The 23,221-nt window shown below is 60.5% G+C and carries 27 protein-coding genes and 1 pseudogene; 18 read left to right on the top strand and 10 right to left on the bottom strand.

What is annotated here, in order from left to right; genetic code table 11:
- Positions 1–24: 24 nt before the first annotated feature.
- Positions 25–804: pseudogene (locus tag MSTE_RS09820) on the top strand (YIP1 family protein); the annotation flags it as partial.
- 454 nt (positions 805–1,258) lie between these two features.
- Here MSTE_RS09820 and MSTE_RS09825 read toward each other — a convergent pair.
- Together MSTE_RS09825 and MSTE_RS09830 are read right to left on the bottom strand one after the other, a co-directional pair.
- Positions 1,259–2,413 carry an IS256 family transposase gene (locus MSTE_RS09825; protein ID WP_408645878.1) on the bottom strand — a complete coding sequence of 385 codons (1,155 nt, stop codon included), beginning with the start codon at positions 2,411–2,413 and terminating at the stop codon, positions 1,259–1,261.
- A 169-nt stretch (positions 2,414–2,582) separates the two neighbouring features.
- Positions 2,583–3,388 (bottom strand): IS5 family transposase gene (locus MSTE_RS09830; protein ID WP_231896907.1). Its coding sequence is split into 2 segments (ribosomal slippage): positions 2,583–3,041 and positions 3,044–3,388, totalling 804 coding nucleotides; the frame shifts between segments, so codons are not numbered across the junction.
- A gap of 199 nt (positions 3,389–3,587) precedes the next feature.
- Here MSTE_RS09830 and MSTE_RS24950 point away from each other — a divergent pair.
- From MSTE_RS24950 to MSTE_RS09845, 3 genes are all read left to right on the top strand, one after another.
- Entirely contained in the window at positions 3,588–3,875 is a 288-nt protein-coding gene (locus MSTE_RS24950; RefSeq protein ID WP_157997673.1) for a hypothetical protein, read from the top strand.
- 375 nt (positions 3,876–4,250) lie between these two features.
- Complete coding sequence (locus MSTE_RS09840; protein ID WP_096505681.1) at positions 4,251–4,937, top strand: GNAT family N-acetyltransferase; 687 nt, start codon at positions 4,251–4,253, stop codon at positions 4,935–4,937.
- A 40-nt stretch (positions 4,938–4,977) separates the two neighbouring features.
- The gene (locus tag MSTE_RS09845; protein WP_157997674.1) at positions 4,978–5,310 is read left to right on the top strand and encodes a hypothetical protein; all 333 of its coding nucleotides are present in this window, start codon (positions 4,978–4,980) and stop codon (positions 5,308–5,310) included.
- Between the two features lie 15 nt (positions 5,311–5,325).
- Here MSTE_RS09845 and MSTE_RS09850 read toward each other — a convergent pair whose 3' ends face one another.
- Positions 5,326–5,772 (bottom strand): hypothetical protein, encoded by a 447-nt coding sequence (locus MSTE_RS09850; RefSeq protein WP_096500826.1) that lies wholly within the window; start codon positions 5,770–5,772, stop codon positions 5,326–5,328.
- Positions 5,773–6,113: 341 nt separating this feature from the next.
- Between MSTE_RS09850 and MSTE_RS09855 the strand changes: the two genes are divergently transcribed.
- The 3 genes from MSTE_RS09855 to MSTE_RS09865 are packed head-to-tail and all read left to right on the top strand — an operon-like array spanning position 6,114 to position 8,296.
- Positions 6,114–6,665, top strand: a complete 552-nt coding sequence (locus MSTE_RS09855) for a hypothetical protein (RefSeq protein ID WP_096500828.1) — start codon at positions 6,114–6,116, stop codon at positions 6,663–6,665.
- 38 nt (positions 6,666–6,703) lie between these two features.
- Positions 6,704–7,618: a hypothetical protein gene (locus MSTE_RS09860; protein ID WP_231897037.1), complete on the top strand. Its 915-nt coding sequence runs from the start codon at positions 6,704–6,706 to the stop codon at positions 7,616–7,618.
- A gap of 36 nt (positions 7,619–7,654) precedes the next feature.
- Positions 7,655–8,296, top strand: a complete 642-nt coding sequence (locus tag MSTE_RS09865; RefSeq protein WP_096500830.1) for a hypothetical protein — start codon at positions 7,655–7,657, stop codon at positions 8,294–8,296.
- 433 nt (positions 8,297–8,729) lie between these two features.
- Here the strand turns inward: MSTE_RS09865 and MSTE_RS09875 are convergent, their stop codons facing one another.
- Positions 8,730–9,779, bottom strand: a complete 1,050-nt coding sequence (locus MSTE_RS09875) for a CPBP family intramembrane glutamic endopeptidase (protein ID WP_096500834.1) — start codon at positions 9,777–9,779, stop codon at positions 8,730–8,732.
- A 774-nt stretch (positions 9,780–10,553) separates the two neighbouring features.
- Here MSTE_RS09875 and MSTE_RS09885 point away from each other — a divergent pair.
- The 4 genes from MSTE_RS09885 (at position 10,554) to MSTE_RS25495 (ending at position 13,161) form a co-directional block, all read left to right on the top strand.
- The gene (locus tag MSTE_RS09885; protein WP_408645835.1) at positions 10,554–11,798 is read left to right on the top strand and encodes an IS256 family transposase; all 1,245 of its coding nucleotides are present in this window, start codon (positions 10,554–10,556) and stop codon (positions 11,796–11,798) included.
- A 69-nt stretch (positions 11,799–11,867) separates the two neighbouring features.
- A complete protein-coding gene (locus tag MSTE_RS09890) occupies positions 11,868–12,242 on the top strand; it encodes a hypothetical protein (protein ID WP_096500838.1) in 375 nt (124 codons plus the stop codon).
- A gap of 8 nt (positions 12,243–12,250) precedes the next feature.
- Entirely contained in the window at positions 12,251–12,526 is a 276-nt protein-coding gene (locus MSTE_RS09895; RefSeq protein ID WP_096505687.1) for a hypothetical protein, read from the top strand.
- Complete coding sequence (locus tag MSTE_RS25495; protein ID WP_231897038.1) at positions 12,523–13,161, top strand: hypothetical protein; 639 nt, start codon at positions 12,523–12,525, stop codon at positions 13,159–13,161. Before MSTE_RS09895 ends, MSTE_RS25495 begins: the two co-directional genes overlap by 4 nt.
- A gap of 507 nt (positions 13,162–13,668) precedes the next feature.
- Here the strand turns inward: MSTE_RS25495 and MSTE_RS09905 are convergent.
- The 4 genes from MSTE_RS09905 to MSTE_RS09920 all read right to left on the bottom strand — a co-directional run bounded on the left by MSTE_RS09905 (position 13,669) and on the right by MSTE_RS09920 (position 16,869).
- The gene (locus tag MSTE_RS09905; RefSeq protein WP_096500840.1) at positions 13,669–14,121 is read right to left on the bottom strand and encodes a YbaB/EbfC family nucleoid-associated protein; all 453 of its coding nucleotides are present in this window, start codon (positions 14,119–14,121) and stop codon (positions 13,669–13,671) included.
- A gap of 7 nt (positions 14,122–14,128) precedes the next feature.
- The gene (locus MSTE_RS09910; RefSeq protein WP_096500842.1) at positions 14,129–14,605 is read right to left on the bottom strand and encodes an LppA family lipoprotein; all 477 of its coding nucleotides are present in this window, start codon (positions 14,603–14,605) and stop codon (positions 14,129–14,131) included.
- 89 nt (positions 14,606–14,694) lie between these two features.
- Positions 14,695–16,554 carry an alpha/beta hydrolase gene (locus tag MSTE_RS09915; RefSeq protein ID WP_096500844.1) on the bottom strand — a complete coding sequence of 620 codons (1,860 nt, stop codon included), beginning with the start codon at positions 16,552–16,554 and terminating at the stop codon, positions 14,695–14,697.
- A 6-nt stretch (positions 16,555–16,560) separates the two neighbouring features.
- Positions 16,561–16,869 (bottom strand): hypothetical protein, encoded by a 309-nt coding sequence (locus MSTE_RS09920; RefSeq protein WP_096500846.1) that lies wholly within the window; start codon positions 16,867–16,869, stop codon positions 16,561–16,563.
- 195 nt (positions 16,870–17,064) lie between these two features.
- On the opposite strand from MSTE_RS09920, the gene MSTE_RS09925 reads away from it, so the two are divergent.
- The 6 genes from MSTE_RS09925 (at position 17,065) to MSTE_RS09950 (ending at position 21,260) form a co-directional block, all read left to right on the top strand.
- Positions 17,065–17,436, top strand: a complete 372-nt coding sequence (locus MSTE_RS09925) for a hypothetical protein (protein ID WP_096500848.1) — start codon at positions 17,065–17,067, stop codon at positions 17,434–17,436.
- A 13-nt stretch (positions 17,437–17,449) separates the two neighbouring features.
- Complete coding sequence (locus MSTE_RS09930; protein ID WP_096500850.1) at positions 17,450–18,046, top strand: DUF3558 domain-containing protein; 597 nt, start codon at positions 17,450–17,452, stop codon at positions 18,044–18,046.
- Between the two features lie 38 nt (positions 18,047–18,084).
- Entirely contained in the window at positions 18,085–19,296 is a 1,212-nt protein-coding gene (locus tag MSTE_RS09935; protein WP_096500852.1) for a WXG100 family type VII secretion target, read from the top strand.
- A 32-nt stretch (positions 19,297–19,328) separates the two neighbouring features.
- Complete coding sequence (locus MSTE_RS09940; RefSeq protein WP_096500854.1) at positions 19,329–19,745, top strand: hypothetical protein; 417 nt, start codon at positions 19,329–19,331, stop codon at positions 19,743–19,745.
- Between the two features lie 106 nt (positions 19,746–19,851).
- Positions 19,852–20,469: a hypothetical protein gene (locus tag MSTE_RS25500; RefSeq protein ID WP_231897039.1), complete on the top strand. Its 618-nt coding sequence runs from the start codon at positions 19,852–19,854 to the stop codon at positions 20,467–20,469.
- Positions 20,470–20,726: 257 nt separating this feature from the next.
- Complete coding sequence (locus tag MSTE_RS09950; RefSeq protein WP_096500856.1) at positions 20,727–21,260, top strand: HD domain-containing protein; 534 nt, start codon at positions 20,727–20,729, stop codon at positions 21,258–21,260.
- Between the two features lie 9 nt (positions 21,261–21,269).
- Here MSTE_RS09950 and MSTE_RS09955 read toward each other — a convergent pair whose 3' ends face one another.
- Positions 21,270–21,740: an NUDIX hydrolase gene (locus tag MSTE_RS09955; protein ID WP_096500858.1), complete on the bottom strand. Its 471-nt coding sequence runs from the start codon at positions 21,738–21,740 to the stop codon at positions 21,270–21,272.
- A 15-nt stretch (positions 21,741–21,755) separates the two neighbouring features.
- The gene (locus MSTE_RS09960; RefSeq protein WP_096500860.1) at positions 21,756–22,571 is read right to left on the bottom strand and encodes a helix-turn-helix domain-containing protein; all 816 of its coding nucleotides are present in this window, start codon (positions 22,569–22,571) and stop codon (positions 21,756–21,758) included.
- A gap of 256 nt (positions 22,572–22,827) precedes the next feature.
- Between MSTE_RS09960 and MSTE_RS09965 the strand changes: the two genes are divergently transcribed.
- Positions 22,828–23,163, top strand: a complete 336-nt coding sequence (locus MSTE_RS09965) for an SCO3933 family regulatory protein (RefSeq protein WP_096500862.1) — start codon at positions 22,828–22,830, stop codon at positions 23,161–23,163.
- The last annotated feature ends 58 nt before the right edge of the window (positions 23,164–23,221 follow it).

Here is a 23,221-nt window from a genome sequence, read left to right on the forward strand (position 1 = left end):
TCACCTATCCGTGCAGCAGACCCGAAGTTGCCGCGCCTACCTGAACAGGGCAAGGACAAAAAGAAAGACCAGCAAGACCAAGACCGCGACAACCAATCAGGTGACAACGACCTTGCCGCCCTGCTGCTGGGGTCGGCCTCGACACGGCGGCGAAAGCCCGATCAGCCGCAGGGACCGGATACGCAGGCGTTGACAAAAGATAGCGGTCAGCTCGCTTCAGGATTGCCGGGCGATATCGCCAACACAGTCTCTGATAGTGCGAACCTGGGGCAGTCAGCAGGCAGTGCTGCACAGAACTTTGGGTCGGCTGCGCAGGCGGGTGCCGCGATTGCCTCGTCAGCGCAAAGTGGTGCGGTCAACCCGATGGATGCTGTCGCGGTTGTTCAGGGCGTCTCCGGTGGTATCAGTGACACTGCTGAGGCGGTGAACTCAGGTGCGCAGATAGCTTCCACGTGGCTTGAAAACGGTGGTGAGGCAGCGCAGCTCGCCGCCGATGTGAATCCGCAACTACAGGCGCAGGCCCAGCAAGTTCAGCAGATGACCGAAGCGGGCGGTCAGGTCGCGGACCTGACTGGGCAGGCCGCATCAGGAGTGTCGCAGGTTTCCGGGATGGTCAACACCGCCAGCAGCTTTGGCGCATCGGGGGTACCAACTGATGTTCCCGCCAATGTGCAGTCTGTGGATTTGCAGAGCGGGCAGGTGCCAGAGGGCGTAGCGACCGCTGTGGACTTCAAACAGGCACCGGCAGATCCTGTGGGGCCGGATGTGCCTGAGCCTCCGGTTCCGCAGCGTGTGTCTCAGCTGCCCTCTGCCCAACAAATGAAGTCCATGACCGACATAGAAATCTTGGGGCTGAGTAAGGAAGCTCAGGCCGCGCTTACCGCCTACGACGCGCAGTTCCCCAAAGTTATCCCGCAGCCGCAGTATCCCGCCTATCTGGAGGGGCGAGCCCCGCTTCAAGCAGCGAAAACGGCATACGATGCACAACTGGCCTCGCGCGGTATCACCTTCGGGCCTCTCGGCGGTGAAGTTCAATACAACCAGCAAACAGGTTCCATCCTCAGATTCCGCGACTACCCAGCCAAACCCGGCGACCCCACACGACCCTGGAACGAACTGGGAACATCCGAACCAACCGCACCTGCGGTACCTCAGGAACCAACACCAGCGGTGACGGAGCCGCCCACAGCGGTGTCTGATTACAGAGGCCATGCCTTGGACGGGTCTGTCAGATTAACGGTGGATCTGCTTGGCATGGTTAGTTATTCGCTGCCGGGGTAATCCGGCCTTCGAACGCGATAGCGAATGCGTTCAAAGCTGGTTTCCGCCGCATGGCCCATCGTGCTCTACCTTTGCCGGTGGGGTCTAGTGATCGGGTGACCAGATACAGGCACTTGAGAGCTGCTTGCTCGGTGGGGAAATGACCGCGGGCGCGGATTGCCCGGCGGTAGCGGGCGTTGACCGATTCGATAGCGTTCGTGGAGCAGATGACTCGCCGGATCTCGGTGTCGTAGTCCAGGAACGGCACGAACTCGCTCCAGGCGTTCTCCCAGAGTCGCATGATCGCCGGATAGCGTTGGCCCCATTTGCCGCTGAACTCGACGAAGCGTTCTTTGGCCGCGGCCTCGGTCGCTGCGGTGTAGACCGGCCGCAGATCGCGGGCCATCTCGTCCCAGTATTTGCGGGATGCGTAGCGAAAGGTATTGCGGATCAAATGGATAACGCAGGTCTGGATCACAGCAGCGGGCCAGACAGTGTTGATCGACTCGGGTAAGCCTTTGAGTCCGTCACAGACCACGATGCACACATCGGCGGTGCCACGGTTCTTGATCTCGGTCAAGACAGCAAGCCAGTATTTGGCGCCTTCACCGCCGTCCCCGGCCCACAAGCCCAGGATGTCCCGTTCATCTGCGGTGGTGACGCCGATGGCGACATAGACCGGCCGGTTGGCGACCTGGCCGTCGCGGATCTTGACGTGGATAGCGTCGATGAACATCACCGGATACACCGAATCTAGTGGCCGCCCTGCCCATTCGGCCATTTCTCCGACCACCTTATCGGTGATCTTCGAGATCGTGTCCTTCGAGACGTCAGCACCATAGACCTCACCGAAATGAGCGGCGACTTCGCCGGTGGTCAGCCCTTTGGCGGTCAGGGACAAGATGATCTGATCGATCCCGGTCAGCACCGTTTTCTCGCGGACCCCGTTGCGGGAGTTCCCGCCATTACGGCCCGCCACCTGGTGTTTTTCATAGCCCAGGTGTTCATCCATCTCCGCTTGCAGCGCGGACTCCAACACCTGTTTGGTGAGCGCATTGAGCAACCCGTCCGGGCCGACCAGCTCCACACCCTGCTCGCCGGCTTGGGCCAGCAACTGCGCGGCCACCGCCGCGGTATCAATCTGATTCGCCATGTCATCCATGGTTTCGGTCATCATCAGTCCTTCCCGCCAAGCAACGCCCGGCGTGTTGAACCAAGTCAGATCCACCGTTTTTCAGACAGTCCCCCTTGGACCGAATGCAGGAACGCGGCTGGACCAGAGGTCAAGTTGAAGATGCGGTGGATAGTCCTAAGAGCGTGTCTCATGTGGATAGTTTTCTGAAGCAGACCAGGGTGGCGGCGAGTGTGAGGAATGCGGCGTAGAGATGGTCGTGGCGTTCCCAGCGGGTGCCCAGGCGGCGGTAGGTGAAGAGCCAGGACATGGTGCGTTCGACTTTCCAGCGTTTGGTGCCGAGCCGGTCGCCGGATTCGGTTCCGCGGCGGGCGATCCGGGGTGTGATGTGTCGATTGGTGAGCCATTGCCGCAGCTGGTTCGCGTCGTATGCCTTGTCTGCGTGCAGTTTTGCCGGTCGCCGCCTGCGTGGCCCGCGCGGGGATTTGATGGCGGGCAGTGCCCGTACCAGCGGCGGGACCGCATGCCCGTCCCAGGTGTTGGCGGCGGTGACCGCGGTCTGCAACGGCAGACCGGTCGCGTCGGTGAGCACGTGAATCTTGGTACCCGCTTTGCCCCGGTCTACCGGGCTCGGCCCGGTCATGGCGCCCCTTTTTTAGCCCGCACGTACGCCGAATCCACCACGGCCCGTGACCAATCCAATGCCCCATCGGCACCGAGCCGATCGAGTACCGCTTCTTGTAGACGCCGCCATACCCCGACGGCGGTCCACTCGGCGAACCGGCGATGCGCGGTAGGGACCGTCACTGCGAAACATGGTGGCAAATGCCGCCAGGCACACCCACTGACCAGCACAAACACCACCGCGGTGAATACCGCACGCTCATCGGCATACGCCGTCCCGCCGCCCTGGGGACGCACCCGCTGCACCGGCAACAACGGCTCCACCAACGCCCACAACTCGTCCGGAACCAACCTCAACGAAAGCTCTTTCACACCAGCACATCATGCCCCAACCACCCCACAAACCACACAAGACACGCTCTAAGGGTCCGCCGAAATTCCAGGTAGATGACCAGGGCAGAACCAGTTGGTTGTACCGTGGTGAGAACGGCATAAATGTGGTTGTGAATCCAAAAGGTGAGGTTGTCACCGTCTTCTGATGACTAGTAGGCAAGAAAGATTAAGGAACACTATGGCGGCAACCAGCAGTAAATTGCCATTTCTTTCTGATGCAGAGTACGAGCTTCTTGTTCAAGTTCTCTCGAAACGTAATCCGGGTTTGCTTGAGCAGGTCGGCGCTCCAGGGCATCTGAGTGGGGATGATGTCGAAGCACTTACTGAAGTGCTGATAGCAGAAGAGTTCGTGTCAAACCTGGACGAAAATTGGGATCCAACGGATTACGCTCTGAGAGTCGAAAAACTTGCAGATGACATCAAGAGCCGATGGCTCCGATTGTCCGGAAAGAGCGATGGGTTCTAGAACCAGGAACAGTTGGGTGGCGGTGCGGGAAGCCAGGCCCAGCCCATCGGGTCGGTTATACGACTCATCAAAGAACAGGCTGGGGTCTGGGGCGACGGCTTCAAGGTGTGGATCGGCGATTAGCGCTAGCTGGAGGTTCGCTCCGAACGGCACTTGGATCAAGCAGAGCGGCGGCGCACCGAAGGAAATCGCTGACCTGCATCGCTGAGGCCGGTGGCCACGGTGGTTATGGGGACGTTGGGTGGGGACACCAATTTGAGCCGGCGTTGTCGGATGGTGCGTGACCAGCAGGGGACACCAATTGAACACAGATGTCAGAAGTCGTGGTTAAGCTGCGCTCAAAATCGTGAGGACGACTGGGAGGGGAGCACAGAGATGAAGCGCGAGATATCCATCGTTGATGCGTCGGCAGAGGAGATATCGAATCTTGACTATTGGTACGCACTGTCTGGCGGGCGCATGGGGGACGCCAAAGATATCGAAGATTTGTTGAAAGCCAAGGATGCTGGGGTGTTGGGGTGTGCTATCGGTGGCGCTCTGTCGGAGAACATGGAACGGATGTTGTTCATGCCGAGGGAGAATTGGTATTACGCCCGCACCGCGATCAAGAGTCTGCGTATTAACGGACAGACTGCGGGGATGCTGGTCATGGGAGCGCACGCCTGGCTGTGGGACCAGTTGACTGACAGGAAAGATGCGGACTGGGAAAGTGGCACTGCTCCTGAGCTGTGGCCTGATTGGGCGAAAGCGTTTTACACCTCTGTGATGTGCACCGCCAAGCTGCATGTGGTCGCGATATCTCCTGACCATCATCGTCAGGGTTTAGGCTCTCGCCTGGTCAAGCGTGCGCTGAAGATTGCCGAGCGTGGTAACACCGTGATGCTATATGGACAATTCGATTCTGCCCGTGAGGGTTTGGGGAAGTTCTATGGCGGGCATGGGTTCAAGGTGCTGGACGAGGGTCAGCCGTTGCACATGTTGATGGCTACCGGGGATCCCAAAGACTATTCAGTTCCACCGCCTGGTGATGCGTACTTCGTGAAGTACTGGCAGCGCAGGTGAGCGAGATTTTACGAGGTGTCCGCCGAAGAGAGGGTTCGAAATGTCAGATGAGGGTGAGTGGAAGACGATTCAGATAGCCCCGCTGTCAGCGGAGCTATATGTACGGGTGTGGTCAAAGCTGACGCCGTATGGGCAACCCGTGGACATTGAGGGATTCCCCAGCCGTCGCGCGGTGGTCACCATGCTCCAGGTGCGCGGGGAGGAGAGTCGTGTCGTGCTGGGTGTCGTCGATGTCCATGGCGATATCCGTGCGGTCGAGCCCAGACAACCTGACCGCCACAATTTCAAGGGAGTCCACGCCGCCGACCACCCGCTTGCATCGAAGGGTGACCCACTCGGTGATGCCTACGAGAAGTGGAGTCAGATTCCCTGACACAGGTTAGAGGTGTCAGGCCAATTTGAGCTGGATGTCTGTGGTGGTGGCGACGGGGGTGATGAGTCCAGGGCATCCAGGGCCGTTGCGGGTTCCTTCTCCTGTGCCTGCCAGGCTGCTCGGGTTCCATTCGTAGTGGAAGCGCGCGGCTTTCGGGATGGTGGAGCCGTCCGGGCAGCCCACGTCGATGTCGGACACGTCCATTTTCCAGCGACCGTCTGATAGCTGCGCTTTTGCGGTCTCGCAATCTTCCTGCTTGGCGTTGTCGCAGAGCTGCACGGTGGCGCAGCCGTCGCCGCAGGGCGTGAAGAACCAGTGGTTCGTGATGGTTTGGCCGCTTTCGCGATTGGTAGTCGTCTCGGTGTAGTGCCCAGACATCTGAGTGTCAGCGACCGCAATAGGAGCCAAGGCGATGCTCACGGCAGCCGTGGCAACGAGGGCCGTTCTCATGTGCTTGATCATCGACGCCCCCGTGGTTCTGGTGTTTCGGCGAGCGTAACAGCGGCATCCGCGTCGTCGCGGAGATTACTCAGGAGTTTTGGAGCGAGGGGATGGGGCGAGGTGGGGAAGCCAGGCCCAACCGATCGGGTCGGTCATACGACTCATCGAAGAACAGGGTGGAGTCTGGGGCGACGGCTTCAAGGTGTGGATTGGCGATTAGCGCTAGCTGGAGGTCCACTCCGAACGGCAGATGTATCAAGCAGAGCGGCGGCGCATCGAAGGAGATCGCTGATCTGCATCGGTGAGGCCCATTGCCTCGGTTCTGAGCCTGCGTTGTCGGACGGCGGCGATACGCTCATTTCATGGAGGTCTTGGACACGTCATCGGAGTTGGGTGAGCTTGCTGTTCGTGTGGACACGTTGCGCGGTGAAGTCGCGGAATTGCGCACGGAACTGGACGCGGCTAACGGTCGGATTCGGTCGCTGAACATCGCACTGATCGCCGTGATCTTCACGTTGGCGTTGATCGGCACTCTCGCCGGTATCCGTAGCGCGTTCATCGAGCGGGCCAGGGCTGATGAGCGGGAGGCAGCGGAGTCGGTGACACCTGGCTCGCCGTCCTCGGTGATTGCGGCTGAGCCTGCCCCGCCGAAGAAGGTGTGGGCTGATGCCATCCCGCCGAGTCCGTTTGACCAGACGTTCGCCGTTGGCGACGGCAAGGATGTTCTGCCGGGCACGTTCCGGTCCACGGACAACAGTGACTGCTACTGGCGCAAGTACCGCACCCACGATCAGATGTCGCCCGCGCGTGAAGCAGTCGATGGTGGGCAGCGCAGCGGCGAGATCACCGTGGTCCTGGAAGAAGGCACGTTCTTCGAGGTGAATCACTGCACAGGGTGGCATCGGGTTCCATGAGCATGCACACCACGGTTGGTCAGAGAACAGGGACGGCTATGACGACGAATGTGTTGGCGGACAATCACTATTTTCATGGCGGCGTGCCCGGTTTGAGTCCGGGCGATCAGATTCGGTCCGCAGCTGACCTCGGGTACCTGCACTATGCGGATGCGTACACGTTCACTCCTGGCATGCAGTTCCCGCAGCCCCCGAAGTACAACGTGCATCGGCTGTATGTGAGCAAGCATTACGGTTCGGCGCGCGGATATGCGGCGCGGTTCACCCATCCCAACTTCCGTGCCGAGCCCGGTGACGTGTACGAGGTTCAGGTCACCGGCCCTGTCGAGAACGACCCGGATTTCCGTGCGGTCGGGGTGTATGCGGCATCAGCGGAGCCCGCTGTTGTCGTGAGGGTTGTCGAGCGGGGTGTGTCGTTGACGCGCCGTGAACAGAACCAGGCGTGCTGGCCCTACCGGTATTACGAGAACTGGGAACCCGTGCACGCCGAGGACGGGACGGTGCGGGCGTCCGCACAGATGCGGGACAACGGGGTCACAGACAGCTACCTGGCTTTGTTGCCCAAGTGGATGGATGTGTCGGAGTACGGGCCGTACGGGACGCTGCGCGACCCCACGGTGCCTGAGCTTCCGGGCGTTGAGGGCACTCCCGCCAGTGCCGAGCAGGTTCTGGAAATTTTGAGTCATGTCCCTATCGACCGTGGACCGCATGTCCTGGCCGCTGTCGATGACACTCGGCGTGCTCCGTTGCGTTGTACCTTCTGCGGCACTGAATTTGGTGAAGCGGGACTGATGTCTCTGCAAGAGCAGCTTGAAGCATGTTTGCACCAGACCGGCAAGGAACTGGTGGACATCTGCCAGTTCAATTGCGACCAGACACTTGAGCCGTTCGTGGACGTGCTGCGGCGGCGCAATCCCCGCCGTTGGGAATGGCTCTGGGTTACTGGGAACTGACTCGCGTCGCGCGAGGTAGACAGGAGGGGTTAGAAGATGGATGTCGTCGTGAACGTGGTGCTGCCCATCGCCACTTTGATCTCTGGATGGGCGTTGGCGAGTTGGACCAACCGCAGGCACCGTAATTGGGATGCGCTGGGTACGGACCTCGATCTGGCCGACAAACTGGACAAGCACTACCCCGAGCATGCGCAATGGGTTCGCGAGTCGGTGGCCGTCAGGCTGAAAGGGCGGGCACTGTCCGAGAGTCGTTCCCGTAGTGACTTTCTCGTGGTCTCGGCGGGAGCGGTCATCACGCTGTTCGGTGGCTACTGCTTTCTGGCTGCATTCACGGCGCTGGGGAAGGCGCAAGACTCGGCAGGCAAATGGCTCGCGTCCGGCCCGTTCCTGGCTGCGGTGTTCTCCAGTGGCATGGGTGTCTACTTTCTCGTCAGCGGGATCAGGAACCGCCCCCGTCTTCCTGGCGTCTCGGAGCTGTTCTTTCCACAGGGAACGCAGATTCAAAAAGACTTGTTCGATCAGCTCGGGAAGCTGCACGACAGCTCGATAAAACTTCCCGATGTGTTTCCGGAAGCTCCTACGGGTGATGTCGGTGGGAAAGAGTCAGAGGCGTCCGAGGTGCCGACGAATCCACCCGAGGAAGAGGACGACGGGCCGGTCACGCAAGGCCCTCCGTAGCCCCATTGGACGGTCCTTCGGGGACAGGCCGGTGAACAAGGGCTCGGCATTTTCACGCACGGCAGATGCGCTACGGCGTGTCGCACACAGGATTACGCCGCACTTTTACGCTTCTCGGAGTGGGGACGATAGGCGTCCCTCGGAGAGAGGAAATCGAGTATGTCCGCAAGGCAAGTGATTCCAGTTGCGCCAGGCATTTTCATTGACGAGAACCCGGTCGTGGCAATTGTGTACGACCCCAGCGAGGGCGCGTCGTTCACAGAGGCCGTGCCGCTGGTGATCAACGGGAGCGGGGGTATTGAAGCGTACAAGTCAGGAGGGGAGAAGCTGCGGACGTACACGGGTTCGTGGTCGTGATCGCCTGACCCTGCGGGGTGTAGGGGCCTCGACATCCGCAGGTCGGGTGGCGAATCGACAGGCCATGGGTGTTGGGCTAAGGCACTGCGGGTTGTGGTGGTGCACTCTTGGTTTGACGGGCATTGAGAATCTCGTCTCGGACACAGAGCACGATGAAGATGACGAATCCGATGACGGCGGCACCTAGTGCTGCTACCTCGGCAAGCAGGATCGGCACCGGCCAGAATCCTTCGAGGTTCCATGTGGACGGGTCGTTGTCCATGAGGTTGTGCATCCCATGTCCGATGATGATGGGTAGCAGGCTCTTAGTCCAGTACAAGACGGCCAGGCTGATGGTGGACCACACTGCGCACCAAGCGAATTCAGCAGAAATGGTTCCGAGAGGGTTGCCTTGACCGGAGCCGTAGTACACGTGCAAGAGGGTGCGTGCAATCGAGGTGACGGCAGCGACGGTGGCGAACGACTTCCATGAGCGGCCCGCTCTGGGGAACAGCAGGAAGGCCACACCGATGTAGACGGGTTCTTCTTCAAGTCCCGCGACGGCCAGGTCGAGTGTTTGTGCGATCCAGCCGCCCGTATCGCCTGTGTCCGGGTGCATGTCGGAGTTTAGGGACGCACCCGTGAGTGCGAGAACGATCTGACGGGGGATCAGCGCGAAGTAGGAGGCGTACGCCACGGTGAGTACGGCCGCAGATGTCATCGCGTACTTGCGCAGTGCAGACTTCGAATCGGTCCGAGGTGGTAGGTGTTCTCGGATACCTCGCGATAGCCAGGTGCGGACCATCATGAATGCCCACAGTGACAGCGCGCCTGTGGCGAACGAGCACAGGACGGACAGGGCCGCAGGGGCTTCTGGTGCACCAGGACCACGGGGGAACGCCAGGGCGAAAATGGCACTGAGCATTCCCACCGCTTGAGTGGAGAGCACGGCGCAGGTGTAGACCAGGAATCGCCGGCTCATCGTGCGAGGTACTGGGCGCAACAGACATACCACGAAGCCGCAAAGGCTCGCGATCTCGACCGCCAGTAGTGTCCCGCCGCGCCAATTGTGGATGCCGTCGATAGTGACGATAGGGACTACGAGAGCGAGCACTGAATAGACACCGAGCTGGAGCGGGAGCCTCATCGTCCACCACCTTTCTGCCCAGACGGGCGTGATGGACGCAGTATGTCGAACAGCTCTGACACTTCGAGCCCGACGACGACGCGCCGGGAGCGATGACGCACACCAGCGCTGGCTTGGTCGGTAGCGTCCCGTATCAGCGGGGACGTGACAGCGTTCTCGAAGTCGAGAGGGGCGGGGATGTCTGGCGACGGTTGCTGGTATGGAGGCGTTTCAGGTTTGTCTGTAGGGGATCGCATTGGTCCGCGTCGGGGTGGGAAAAGCAGCTCCGATAAGTTCCGGCGACACGTAGAACAAGCGGTGGGCTACAACGAAGTACGAGACACAGACCGTGTGTACTACACCACCGACCGCGAGTTCGCTCGCGCATGGGCTTCGAGAGGTATTGGCGGCGGCGGATCGCTGTATCGGGTTCGTCCCGTGTTTCCGGATTCCTGCACACCGGACATGGATTACCCGGGGATTTCCTTCTCCACTCCCGAGCTTGAAGTCCTCGCTGTCGAAGAGACAGACATTGTACTGGCGCGTGAAGAACGACGCAGCAGGATACTCAAGTACCACACATGGGACGACGGGTCTCCGCAGTATGACGCGGACGGGTACTTTCAGCCGCCACCCCAACATCGAGAGTTCGGGAAGACCGCCGCCCAGTATCGACACATTCCTCGTTGGTACCCCCTGCTGGGGACTGTCTGAAAAACGGTGGATCTGACTTGGTTCAACACGCCGGGCGTTGCTTGGCGGGAAGGACTGATGATGACCGAAACCATGGATGACATGGCGAATCAGATTGATACCGCGGCGGTGGCCGCGCAGTTGCTGGCCCAAGCCAGCGAGCAGGGTGTGGAGCTGGTCGGCCCGGACGGGTTGCTCAATGCGCTCACCAAACAGGTGTTGGAGTCCGCGCTGCAAGCGGAGATGGATGAACACCTGGGCTATGAAAAACACCAGGTGGCGGGCCGTAATGGCGGGAACTCCCGCAACGGGGTCCGCGAGAAAACGGTGCTGACCGAGATCGGGCCGGTGCAAATCGAGGTGCCCCGCGATACCGACGCCAGCTTTGATCCGAAGATCGTCCGGAAACGCCAGCGCCGGCTGACCGGGATCGATCAGATCATCTTGTCCCTGACCGCCAAAGGGCTGACCACCGGCGAAGTCGCCGCTCATTTCGGTGAGGTCTATGGTGCTGACGTCTCGAAGGACACGATCTCGAAGATCACCGATAAGGTGGTCGGAGAAATGGCCGAATGGGCAGGGCGGCCACTAGATTCGGTGTATCCGGTGATGTTCATCGACGCTATCCACGTCAAGATCCGCGACGGCCAGGTCGCCAACCGGCCGGTCTATGTCGCCATCGGCGTCACCACCGCAGATGAACGGGACATCCTGGGCTTGTGGGCCGGGGACGGCGGTGAAGGCGCCAAATACTGGCTTGCTGTCTTGACCGAGATCAAGAACCGTGGCACCGCCGATGTGTGCATCGTGGTCTGTGACGGACTCAAAGGCTTACCCGAGTCGATCAACACTGTCTGGCCCGCTGCTGTGATCCAGACCTGCGTTATCCATTTGATCCGCAATACCTTTCGCTACGCATCCCGCAAATACTGGGACGAGATGGCCCGCGATCTGCGGCCGGTCTACACCGCAGCGACCGAGGCCGCGGCCAAAGAACGCTTCGTCGAGTTCAGCGGCAAATGGGGCCAACGCTATCCGGCGATCATGCGACTCTGGGAGAACGCCTGGAGCGAGTTCGTGCCGTTCCTGGACTACGACACCGAGATCCGGCGAGTCATCTGCTCCACGAACGCTATCGAATCGGTCAACGCCCGCTACCGCCGGGCAATCCGCGCCCGCGGTCATTTCCCCACCGAGCAAGCAGCTCTCAAGTGCCTGTATCTGGTCACCCGATCACTAGACCCCACCGGCAAAGGTAGAGCACGATGGGCCATGCGGCGGAAACCAGCTTTGAACGCATTCGCTATCGCGTTCGAAGGCCGGATTACCCCGGCAGCGAATAACTAACCATGCCAAGCAGATCCACCGTTAATCTGACAGACCCCCGCGATCCCCAGCGGGTGGACCGTCGAGGCGGTGCTGACCACCGTTCCCGGTGGAGAGAACAGCCAGAGTGTTGAGCAATACCAGCAGTTGGTGGAGGCCGGGGAGTTGTTGCCTTGCAAAGTGTCTCGCAGTCGTGATGATGTGTCCGAGGATGAGGCCGTGCAGGCGTTCGCCATGGCGGTATTGGGCCAGGCCGCTCCCGGCATCTCCGACCTCGACACTGAGTCCGCGCGGCTCAAGGCGGCACGGTGGGTGGGTGTCCAGCCATCGGGATACCTCGGTGTCTTGAGCCGCTGGCATCTCTCCGATGCCACCGCGTCGATGAGCTGTGGCCGTTGGGGCGACGCGGTTTGCGCCATCGAGAAATTCCAGTCCATCAGGGACGCGGAGAAGCAAGTGGCATAGGAGGAATGATGAGTATTGCGACATCGGGAGACCCGGTGATTCAGATGCACCGGGGAGTGGCCGGTGGTGCGCGGGGAGCAACGGCGGGACTGCCCACGGTGTCGTCGGCAGGTATGAGACCCGGACACGCGGCGATCCTGGAGGCGGAGTTGGGTGAGACCCGGCAGACGCTGACGGAGTTGGCGCGCGTGGCTGACATCGGTGCTGGTGGTGCTGAGGCCCTGAGCGAACAGGACAGTGATAACGCCGGACGATACGACGGCGTGAAGGACGTGAAGCGATGAGCGACAACAATTCTGAGTCCATTGAGGAATTGGCCAAGAAGAACGTGCTCAGGCCGAAGGTGGTCCTCGATGCAATGCAGAACCGGGTGGACGGCCTGCCGACCCAGCAGCGTGCTGACCTGGCCACACGCTGGCTGAAAGACACTCTGGCCGCTGATCCGGTCACAGGCAATCCGGTCAGGAGCCTTGTTCATCTCATCGACCAGTCCAGCAAGGAGAAGCCGCCGACTGAACCTTCTCTCACTCCCAATCCGGCCCTGACCAACGCACACGGCTTCAACACCGGGGACACTATTTCGATTGACCCGGATGGCCTGCTGGATTTCGCGCGCAAGCTGGAGGACAAGGCCAACGAGATCGAGGAGGGCGTGGCCACCAGGCGGGCCAAGGTCGAAGCCGCATTCCAGCGGGAAGCACGGATGTACACCAAGGATGCGCGGACAGCCCCGGTGTTCCAGCCGCTCGGGAAGGCGCTGGCTGTCGCCCTGGACAAAGTGGAAGCGAACGTCAGTGGGCTGACCGCGACCCTGCGCAACGATGCCCGGCTGCTACGTGAGCTGGTGGACAAGCACGAGGAAGCCGAGCGGCGTGCCGTCCGGGGATTCGACTCCGTGGAGGCACGTCCCCGAGGGTGATGCCCGCCGAAGTACGGGCGATCTGATTAGGAAGGAGGTAACTGTGATGTCGGAGAACACGAGCGAGCAGTGCGCTAATGGCTGCGTAGAGTCGCCGGTCTGGGCAGCGTTGGACGAGCTTGGTCTGGACTATGAGCGCACCGAAATCTGACACTCCAGTAACCCAAGAAGCCGTCGGAGGCTGAGCATTCTCCGAGGCTTCTTTCTGCGGGTGGGTACTCGTAGACGCATCGTTCTGTGCCCAAAATGTGCCCACTAGGTGATTTCAGCAGTTTCCATTTTTCGCAAAAGCGGCTTCTACCTGCATGAATATCGAGATTGGTTGTTGTGTCCGAGGGGGGACTTGGCCACCTACGACACGAGTTCAGATCTTTGAACTGAGTCTTTGATCGTGGCTTTGAGCTGGGATGGAGGCGCTGAACCGTCCGGCGTGGACGCGCGGTGCGTCAGCCGTCGAGTGAATCGTGACGCTCGTAATCTAGCGGCGGTATTGCGAAGCTCAAGGTTCTATCGCCGCTGGCGTCGCCCGAGCGGGTCAAAGCTGAATTCTTCCTGTGATGCATCCAGCTCTTGCTCGGTCATGCCTCTGGAAGCGCGTTGCTGGAGTTCACTGCCCTGGGTGATGGTCGCCTGGGGGTTGCGCGGTTGGGCCGATCCAATCCGATTCAGTAACGCCGTGACGTAACTGTTTTCGGTGATTTGGGACTGAATTTGTTGGACTTTCTGCATTGCGTCGGTGATGGCGGCGCGTTGCGCCTCCCGGATCGCTCGGGCTAGTTCGTGCGCAGGCATGCCCCTGGTCTGCTCAGCCAGTGACAGGTTAGTGATCGTGCCCTCGCCCGTGACTTCGACTTTGACCCATGCGCCTGCCGCCTGCCCGTAGCCGCGTACCTGTACGACGGCCTCGTTGACTCGGGTCGCTGCCCGCATCAAGTCCTCAAGCCCTGTGTCAGGATTCATCGGCGGCCTATTTCTTCGCGGCGGGTAGGCGGCAACCTGTGTAGCCGCCGACGCTCAGGTTGCCTGCGTAGCCGACATTGACAGAGAGTCCTGCTGGACCGTAGAACCTGACATCGTGGTTGCCGCGCTTATCCTGAAAAACATGGGGTTCAGTGGCGCCGAGCTTGGCAGCGGCAGTTTTCGTTACCTCAAGAATCTTGGGCCATTCATCTTCTGAGACAGCAACATCGTTCGCGATGGCGTTCGGTGCATACCAGGATTGGCCATCGCTTTGGTCATACGGTTTGTCGCATCCGGCCACGTCTTCGTTGCCTTGATCGCTCCATGTGCTGCCGGTTGAGATTATCTTGCTGACTGCGGTAGTGATTGTCTCAATTGCTTCTCGCAGTTGCGCCTTGGTGTCTTCAAGGGAGGGAAGGTTTTTGAGTTCTTCGAGGGCTTTGGCGGCCTCTGTCGGTGGTGTGGGGGCGTAGCGGTTGTCCATGTTGCATCCTGTCATCATCACGAGAATTGTTGCGGCGATGCATCCGATTGTGTGGCGTCTTGGCGAGGTTCTAGTCATGTGCGTGCGGATTACCTTTGGTGGATGGCATTTTGGTCGGCAAGTCCAGCGACGACGGCGGCTATGTTGTAGCCGGGTGTGTATAGCTGTCCGTTGCTGGCAGTGCGGCCATAGTCGCTGTGCTTGTGTGCGGCTTCCAGGCTGCGCCCGTCGGGTGTGGTGACTGTGCCTGTTTCCAGGTGAGTGAAGTTGGGGTTCGTAGCCGGGTTGGGACCGAAGTCGCCGAGTCCCATGACATCGTGGCCCCACAAGATGGCAGGCAGTAGCGGGGTGTGGCGGGCGATGTCGGGTCCGTCGTACACCCACTGGATGGGGTCGTCCGGGGTTTCCATCGTGAACACATGTCCCGGCTGCACACCGAGCTGTTGTGGGGTCTCTGCTTCGATCCCGGGGGAGCCGTAGAAGATGGCGTTGGTGATGCCGTGATTGCCCGGTTCCTGCAACGCGAGGCCGGTGGTGAGGGAGCCGTAAGAGTGCCCGATCGCGGTCACGTCCGCTGGGCCGCCTTGGTGGGTGACTTGGAGGCCGTCGTAGAAGCGGGCCAGGCTGCGTGCCCCGTCCTTGGCCTGATCATCGTGGACCACGTCCGAGACACCAGTGAGATTGTCACCAACCCCCTGTTTGTCGTTGATTTGTGGCGGGTCATACCCAATCCACGCAATCGTCGCGACAGTGTCGTCCTTGTGTCCAGGCACATGGGATAACTGCGTCAAGGCTTCTTGACGGAGCTTGGCCGCTTCGTTGGTCATGTTGCCGATGGATTCGCCCACGGTGGTGTTGATGCCGGGGGTGGTTACCGAGATGTGGTCGGCGGTGTCGGGGTCGCCGATGGCGACGGCCGTGTGGGCTTGGCGGCCGGTTTGGGTGTCGAGCACCATGAGTTTGCGATCCGGGTTGTCGCGCACGGACTTGTCGGTCGCTTGGAGGTCGGGTAGGTATTTAGCGCGTTTGGTGGCGTCGTCGAGTTGTCGTTGCCAGGTGTCGTAGTCCATGCGGTCTTTGGTGATGCCACCGACCATGGTGTCGGGAATGTTCTTGCCCGCCAACCAATCCGGGTGTTGTGCCTTCAATTGATCGACCTGTGCGGCGGCGGTGGTCGCGCGGCCGAGTTCGTCATCGAGTTTGAGGCGGTTGAAGTAGTCCCGGCCGTGATGATCCTTGTCGCCAGTGGGCATGTTGTCGTTGTTACCGATGTACTGGTCGTGCAGGTACATCTCGTTCTTTTCGCCCTCAGACAGCGAATTCCACCAGTCTTTAAACGCTTTGGGATCCTCGGGCGGCTTGGCCTTGCCATTCAAGATGTCGTCGGCCAACGTGGATGCTGGGGTGCTGTCGGGGTCGCGGATCAACGATTCCATTTCAGCGATTTCGCCGTTGATGGCCGCTTCGGCGGCGGTGTCGAGTTCATCGAACAGATGCAATGCCGGAATCAACCGTGCTTCAAAGGCTTTGGCCTTCTCGTTGGCTTGGTTTTGCAACAACAAGTACGCGGTGGGGTCGGTAACCACATATTTCAGGTCGGGGGCTTTCACATGGCCTTCATCGGAGACGGTGCAGCCGGTCCCAATCGCGTCATCGGCGACACCGAGAGCACTGGATCGGGCACTCGACAGCGCGTTCACACCGTCTTTAATGGCCTGCTCCTGTGAGCCGATGGCATCAACGATATGCGTCCCGGCCAGATGTTCGGCCAGCGTCTTGACCGACGCGGCGGCTGCGGCTTCGCCTTTCCAGTCGGCGGTGGCCGTCTGGACGTTGTACTTCATGGTGTCCAGCTGCGCCTTGAACGATTCCTTGACGTTAGCGAGCTGGTAGGCCGTCTCGGTGACCAGCTCGGGTTTCATCGCACGCAGCTGAGAAATCAGCACCATCACCGGTTACCGCCCGTTCCCGTAATCGCGCAGCTGGGCAGCGTTTGTTTGTTCCTGGGCGTCGTAATCCAGCGAGGTATCCCACGCTGCGTGCTGCATACGGGTGATCTGCCCGCCCATCGACTTGAATGCCCGCCCATTCGGGTCACCCAATCGCGCGACTGCGGCGGCGAACTTCGATCCCGGCATCGCCGACCCGGCGTCGCGCACCGAGGCCGCAGCGTCGATGTTGTTGATGTTGTTGGCGCGATAGGACAACTCGCTGGCTAACGAACGCAACTTGTCGGTATCGGCGCGTAGTGCCGGTTTCCCCACAACAATCCCCTCCTGAACGGCAGACTTTGCAGGTCACGGTACGACGCCAGCCAAGCTCTGGCAAGCATCTGTTCACCGAAGAAATTCACAGGAAAAACTTCTGAAAACGTGGAACCGAATAGGCGGTTCCTGCGTCGGACTCAGTTATAGGGCAAGTTCTACGCTAATGAATCTGTGACAGAAGGGTAGGAGTCGATGACCGGCGAGTCTGGGCTGAACATGGGCGAGCTGCACCTAGCAGACCGGGCGGCGGGCCGCGTCGCCGACGAGTTCCGCAAAGCCCTCCCACAGCTTAAGGACCTGCGATTATGGGTGATGGGTCTTGACACGGATATGGGTATGGGCGCTTGCCGGGAGGGTGACACCTGGAACGCGATCATGACACAGGTGATACAGGGGTCGGACGGATCGGTGGTGGCTGCTATCGACGCTTTGATCGAGCGGGTGACGAAGATGGCGGAGTGGGCCGAGAGCGCACAGAAGGAGTACGACGAAACCGAGCACCGCAACGCCGAGGCATACCCCAAACTCGATCCGCGCGGGGCATACCCTGCTATCCCGGCATAGGGCCACGAGCCGTATGCGAGCGTTCTTGACTGTGGTCGTTGCTACCGGGTTGTGTCTAGCGGCGGCTGCATGCTCGGGTGGCGTGACGGGTACGCCGGTAGCCGGATCGTCCTCGGGCACCTCGTCATCGATCGGTGCCCCGGCACCGTTGCCCGGTGTGTCGCCACCCACCACGGCCGCACCCAACCCCAACGTCACCGGGACAACGTTTGATGGCTGTGCCTCGGTCACCGACACCGAAGCCCAATCATGGCAACTCGACCCGGCCAGCAAGGTCGATCTGGCAGGTAAACTTTTCTCGGAGAATGGTCGTGGTTGTCGTTGGATCGGTTCGCAAGGGGACCTGAAGGTGTATGCCATTGATGGGTCGCTGTCGCAGTGGGACAAGCCGATTGCCCGGTATGACCGCCAGGAGAAGATCACAATTGGTTCCCGTACGGGTTGGCTTTTACACAACGTGAATCAGGCGATTTGTTCGGTGGCGTTGCCGTCGCAGAACGGGATCGCCACGGTACAGGTCGATTTGAACAGCGAACTAACCAAGGCGCGCTATGACCAGTGCCCGCTGGCGGTACAGATCGCCACCACCGTCGAGCCAAGAATCCCGTAAAGCTAAGCGAGTAAATAGATTTTCGAGAGGGGTAGTTGATGGGTAAGCATTCAGCGCAGCCTGAGGATTGGTATTCGCGTAACCATCAGTCGATCTACGATATCTCGCAAGGGTTTCAGAGTGGCAAGGTCGGCTCGTTGGCACAGAATGTGAATGGCACAGCGGACAAGCTCCACGAAATCATGAACGCCCTCGGGCAGAACGTGCAAAAAATCTTGGGCAATGATTGGCGTGGTTTGGCTGCTCAGACTGGGCAGGAAAAGTGCACCGACTTTTTCCAGAAGACGGATCAAGGGGTGATCGAGAAGGTTCGCGACATCGGTAAGGCTTTGCCTCCGGTGGGTTCGGCGATGGACGCCGCGAAATCGTCTATCCAGCCGCCGATGTCGGCCGAAACATATCGGATGGGCAAGACGATGGGCCTGTCGGATAGCGATATGCAGAAGAAGGCTGCCGAAGACCAGGAGCATGCCCGCTATCAGATGACCAGCTCGTTCAGTCAACCCGCTGTAGACGCTAGCGGTCATGTCGAGGACGTGGCAGACCCCACCCAAGGAACCGCAGGACCATCCCCGGCGACGGCGAGCAATGCCGGTGGCGGTTCCGGTGGCGGTGTGGCGTCTAAAACTTCTGGGCAAGTTGGTGATCAGCTCACGAACCTGGACGGCGCGGGTAAGACAAGCCCCGCATTCGACCGGGGTATGGGCGACGGACAGGGAGCCGGTCAGGGGCAAGGCGCAGGTGCCCCGGGTGGTGGTTCTGGAGGTGGCAGCGGGTCCGGTGGTTCTGGGAGTGGTTCGGGGGCAAGCGGTTTAGGCAGCGGTCTTGGTGGACGCGGTGCGTCGGCTCTCAATGATGGGTACCTGACCCGGCCTTCGTCGTGGATGCAGGACCCGTTAGGTAAGGGCGGCAACGCTGGTGGCGGTTCTAGTTCGGCCACTGGTGGATCGCTGCGCGGAGGTCTGCCTGCGGGCGCTAATCCTGGTGCCGGGCAGGGCAGTGGCGGGGTGAATCCGACCGGGATAAGCAACTCGGGTGTGCGTGGTGCGGGGCCGATGGGCATGATGGGTGCTGGTGGCGCCGGTCACGGCAAGGGCGGCAAAGACGACGAGGGCGAACACAAGATCCCGAAATTCTTGGTCAATATGGAGAACACCGAACGCCTTGTCGGCCCCATCAAGCCCGCTTCGCCTGCGGTGATCGGGGACTGGGACGCCCACGAACGCGAAGACCCCGACTTCCGGCAATAACGAAATCGCAGGCAGATTAAGGAACTTGGGCAGTGAACGGTGTCTACCATTTCGACCTGGCCGCAGCTGATCCGTTGATGCTGTCTGAGATCAGTGAGAAGATCCATCAAGCTATCCAGAGAGACGGCGGCGGGAACGCCGTGCCTGTGAAGCCGCAGCCTGGACATCGGCTGGCGGCAACCCTTCTCAAGGCGCGCGACGCCACCGATGCTGCCCTGTGGAGCCTGGATATGACCATGAGCCGCGAACGCGCGGAACCAGGAATCGAGGACTTCCCACCGTTCCAGGACTACGTGACTCTCTCAGGGATCTCCCTGACCACAAGCGTCAATGAGCTCCGCGCAGAGATCGACCGTCTGCTTGCTACTGACATCCTTCTCACAACCTTCATCGACCCCGACATAGCCGAAGAAATGTACCCGGATGGCGTCTCGACGGTCGAATACTGAGCTGTTCCAACTTACTCAAAGCAGACAGCATCACTGCTAGCTGACCTTTGATGTTCCCGACTTCATTGAGATGCGCTTTCTTAGATCGAAGTGACAGGAGGCAAGAATGCGCGGACCAAACGGTCCAGGTCACCCGCCTTCCGAACCAGTGATCGCGGAACGGCTACGCACGGAGGCCACCAATTGGATCAATGGCGTTTCACTTCAATCAAGCCGTATCGCTCAAGCCTTCAGGAATCGGCATTCCAGTCACGTAGATTTTCAGGCTCTTGAGATTGATCTGCATTTCTTCCTCATAGCTGTATTCCGTCTTCGCCGCTGCGTTGAGCGGGTGTCAAACCGCGTTCGAGGACTGTCAGTTCCACTTACCGCAAGAGTGGGTGTTTTTGACGACGCCATTCCTTCATTGCGTCGACTGCGAAACGTCAGTGAGCACATCGATGAGTACAACCTTGACGAGGGCCGCGACAGTCAAGTGAGCCGCATACAAGTTCAGACCTGGTATCTCGACACTGCCGAGGGCGGCGGGCTGATATGGGGTTGGCTTGGAGAAAGACTCGACGTTGAGCAAACGCACGAGGCGGCGCTATTGCTCTATCGCGGTTTTCTCGCCGACGTTGACACTTGGATCGGTACCGCCCGGGCCGGATCGGATAGCCTATCTGCCGATCATCCGGCAGATACTTCCGCGATGTCAGACCCAGCCGACATCGAGACCGCGTGAAGCTGGACGTGCGCACACCCGCGTAAGAGCGCGCTGCCCGCTGTTCTTGATACCAGTAAACGAAATACTCACCGCAGTTAAGGGCTGTTTTTGGCGTTGGAGACAGGCGGTTGGCTGGTCGTTTTCGGGGGCGGTGGACGGGAGCGAAGCGGACGGTAAGCCGCCCCCGCTGACATGTTCAGCTTGTATTGCCGTGCTGGGTGAGCGCGTGAATGTCGCCGTTGGCTATGCGGCGTGGGGCTCGTAGGCTGGTTGTCATGGGCGAGCTGGTCGAGCGTGCGCGACGGGTGGCTGGGTCGCGGCTTGCTGAGTTGCCGCGTCGGTGGGCGCATGTGCAGGGTGTGGCGGCGGCTGCTGTGCGGATTCGGGGGCACTTCGACGTGACTGCTGGGGATTGTCTGGTGGCAGCGGCGTGGACTCACGACATTGGTTATGGACCGTCGGTGCGTGCGACGGGTTTTCATCCGCTCGACGGTGCACGGTTTGTGCGCAGTCAGGGTTTCCCAGAGTTGGTCGTGTCCTTGGTTGCATTTCACAGCGGGGCCACCATCGAGGCCCAGTTACGCGGTGTTCAGGGTTTGTCGGAGTTCTCCGAGCCTGACCGTAAGCTGCTGGATGCGTTGACATTCTGCGATTTGACAACTGGCCCAGATGGCACGTTGGTGTCCGCTGCTGTCCGCCTGGGTGAGGTGTTGCAACGGTATGGTCCGGATGATCCTGTGCACCAAGCCATTGACCTATCGCGTGATGATCTGTTGGCCGCAGTGAAGCGCGTGCAGTCCTGGCAGTGAGCGGGCGCGCTATCCGAGGTACGGGGTCGGCCGCTGTTCCAGGTAGTGGGTGATGCGCAGCCGCATCGACGGATGCATGTCGAGTTGTTCGATGTGGGCCGGTTCGGTCCAGGCGATGTCGGTGCTTTCGTGATCGATGGCCAGTTTCCCGCCGCGCAGTTTGGTGGTGAAGCAGAGTGAGAATTGCTGGCGCACTTCACCATCGGTGAACGCGACGATGTGGGCAGGGTTGGTGTAGATGCCGACCAGGCCGGTGATCTCGACATTGAGGCCGGTTTCTTCTTTAACCTCGCGGATAGCGGTCTGTTCGATGCTCTCCCCGATGTCATGGCCACCTCCGGGCAGTGCCCATAGGGTGTTGTCGCGGCGTTTGATCAGCAGGATACGGCCGTGTTCATCGGTGACGATGGCCGAGGCTGAGGGCACGACGCTGTTGGGTTCGGGGGCGTTCGGGTCGTTGTAGTAGTCAGTGCGCGCCATGCGGTAAAGCCCTTCCTACAGTGACGGATTCGTGGGACTTGCCAGGGGCTGAGCGTCGTCCCAGACCTGGGCGAATGCGCGCTCAAAGGTAGCCCATAGGCGGGGTTCTTGACTGCGGGAGAAGATCATCACGGGGTTGTCGCGTCCGGGTGAGCCGTAGACGTGGAAGTTGATAATCATGTCGTCATCAACGCGGAAGATCGAGTTGTAGAGGGTGGTTTGATGGGTGCGTACGTTAAACCCTGACGTTGCCGTGTAAGGCCGTAGCAGCTCAACGGAGTTATGCGAACGGGCTTTCACCGATTCGCCGATGCCTTCCTCTTCGCCGCGAAGGGCCATGTTGTCCCCGTGAGGGTCACCTACCAGGAAACGCACCTGTGCGCCGCGCCCAGCGGCGTCGGTGAGGGTGGTGGTGAAGCCATCGAGCGTGTCGAACAAGAACGTCGCCGCGAAGACCAGGATGTCTATCCCGTTCTGGGCGGCGGCGAAATGGTCGTGCCACACCGCCAGCGGTACCTGAGTGCGGCTGGCATACACCGTAGGGCTAAAGGGCACCGGGGCGTCGTGCCGCACAGGGGTCGCCTCTGGTGCGAATTTGGTGGGCCACAAATCGTGCGGGGTGCAGTGAAGTACCTTGGCGGCCTCGCGTGCGTTGTCCTCGCGCACGCTGGCGTCGGCATTGGCCAGCCAGCGCCGCACCGTTTTTAACTCGACACCTACCCGGCGAGCGAACTGGGCCTGGGAAAGTCCGCGCTCACGCAACTTTGCTTTCAGCCGCTCGTTCGGGACCATAGCGGCCGCATCGGCCTGTGTATCGCCGGCTGTGCTCATCGCAGGACTCTTTGCTCCTCTTGCCGCACCGTCACCGTTACTGGCTCTCCAGTGTGCCATGGCCAGCACCGATAGCCGCCAAGCAGGCCGATGTCCGCCCATCGTGCCCGGCAGATGTCCACCCGAATGTCTCAAATGTCCCCGGTCATGTCCCAAATGCCCGCCAATGTCCACCCATATGTCCCAAATGTCCAGCTTTAGTGGAGCCAGCGCCTGACCGGGCGTGAACACAACAAGCGAAAAGGGCAGTAAGGCAATGAAACTCAAGGTTGACACCGCTGCGGTGTCGTTCATGTGCACAAAGGCTCCTGAGCCGCGAACCGATTTCGGTTCCGGGCAGCCAAAGATCGACAAGGCCACGGGCGCAGTGCTGCATCAGGTGCAGATGATGGCCCTGGATGCCGATGGCGGCGATGTGCTGTCGGTGACCGTGGCAGGGGAGCCGAAAGTCACAGTAGGCCAGCCGGTCACGGTGACGAACCTGGTGGCCACCCCGTGGTCTCAAGAAGGCCGCTCGGGGGTCGCCTTCCGCGCCGACGCCATCACCGTCTCAGATGGCGCGGCCAAGTCTGGCGGGCAGCCCCGCACCTAATCGAGGGGTACGCCCCGGCCACACGCGCGCCAGATTTGCGTTCGCCGGGGCGATCCCT

The sequence above is a fragment of the [Mycobacterium] stephanolepidis genome, assembly GCF_002356335.1.
Lineage (GTDB): Bacteria > Actinomycetota > Actinomycetes > Mycobacteriales > Mycobacteriaceae > Mycobacterium > Mycobacterium stephanolepidis.

Bases quoted from the DNA above. Each gene is read 5' to 3' on its own strand.
- MSTE_RS09825 (WP_408645878.1), bottom strand. From the start codon at position 2,413: ATGGCGAATCAGATTGATACCGCGGCGGTGGCCGCGCAGTTGCTGGCC.
- MSTE_RS24950 (WP_157997673.1), top strand. From the start codon at position 3,588: ATGGCGGCAACCAGCAGTAAATTGCCATTTCTTTCTGATGCAGAGTAC.
- MSTE_RS09840 (WP_096505681.1), top strand. From the start codon at position 4,251: ATGAAGCGCGAGATATCCATCGTTGATGCGTCGGCAGAGGAGATATCG.
- MSTE_RS09845 (WP_157997674.1), top strand. From the start codon at position 4,978: ATGTCAGATGAGGGTGAGTGGAAGACGATTCAGATAGCCCCGCTGTCA.
- MSTE_RS09850 (WP_096500826.1), bottom strand. From the start codon at position 5,772: ATGATCAAGCACATGAGAACGGCCCTCGTTGCCACGGCTGCCGTGAGC.
- MSTE_RS09855 (WP_096500828.1), top strand. From the start codon at position 6,114: ATGGAGGTCTTGGACACGTCATCGGAGTTGGGTGAGCTTGCTGTTCGT.
- MSTE_RS09860 (WP_231897037.1), top strand. From the start codon at position 6,704: ATGACGACGAATGTGTTGGCGGACAATCACTATTTTCATGGCGGCGTG.
- MSTE_RS09865 (WP_096500830.1), top strand. From the start codon at position 7,655: ATGGATGTCGTCGTGAACGTGGTGCTGCCCATCGCCACTTTGATCTCT.
- MSTE_RS09875 (WP_096500834.1), bottom strand. From the start codon at position 9,779: ATGAGGCTCCCGCTCCAGCTCGGTGTCTATTCAGTGCTCGCTCTCGTA.
- MSTE_RS09885 (WP_408645835.1), top strand. From the start codon at position 10,554: ATGGCGAATCAGATTGATACCGCGGCGGTGGCCGCGCAGTTGCTGGCC.
- MSTE_RS09895 (WP_096505687.1), top strand. From the start codon at position 12,251: ATGAGTATTGCGACATCGGGAGACCCGGTGATTCAGATGCACCGGGGA.
- MSTE_RS25495 (WP_231897038.1), top strand. From the start codon at position 12,523: ATGAGCGACAACAATTCTGAGTCCATTGAGGAATTGGCCAAGAAGAAC.
- MSTE_RS09905 (WP_096500840.1), bottom strand. From the start codon at position 14,121: ATGAATCCTGACACAGGGCTTGAGGACTTGATGCGGGCAGCGACCCGA.
- MSTE_RS09910 (WP_096500842.1), bottom strand. From the start codon at position 14,605: ATGGACAACCGCTACGCCCCCACACCACCGACAGAGGCCGCCAAAGCC.
- MSTE_RS09915 (WP_096500844.1), bottom strand. From the start codon at position 16,554: ATGGTGCTGATTTCTCAGCTGCGTGCGATGAAACCCGAGCTGGTCACC.
- MSTE_RS09925 (WP_096500848.1), top strand. From the start codon at position 17,065: ATGACCGGCGAGTCTGGGCTGAACATGGGCGAGCTGCACCTAGCAGAC.
- MSTE_RS09930 (WP_096500850.1), top strand. From the start codon at position 17,450: ATGCGAGCGTTCTTGACTGTGGTCGTTGCTACCGGGTTGTGTCTAGCG.
- MSTE_RS09935 (WP_096500852.1), top strand. From the start codon at position 18,085: ATGGGTAAGCATTCAGCGCAGCCTGAGGATTGGTATTCGCGTAACCAT.
- MSTE_RS25500 (WP_231897039.1), top strand. From the start codon at position 19,852: ATGCGCGGACCAAACGGTCCAGGTCACCCGCCTTCCGAACCAGTGATC.
- MSTE_RS09950 (WP_096500856.1), top strand. From the start codon at position 20,727: ATGGGCGAGCTGGTCGAGCGTGCGCGACGGGTGGCTGGGTCGCGGCTT.
- MSTE_RS09955 (WP_096500858.1), bottom strand. From the start codon at position 21,740: ATGGCGCGCACTGACTACTACAACGACCCGAACGCCCCCGAACCCAAC.
- MSTE_RS09960 (WP_096500860.1), bottom strand. From the start codon at position 22,571: ATGAGCACAGCCGGCGATACACAGGCCGATGCGGCCGCTATGGTCCCG.
- MSTE_RS09965 (WP_096500862.1), top strand. From the start codon at position 22,828: ATGAAACTCAAGGTTGACACCGCTGCGGTGTCGTTCATGTGCACAAAG.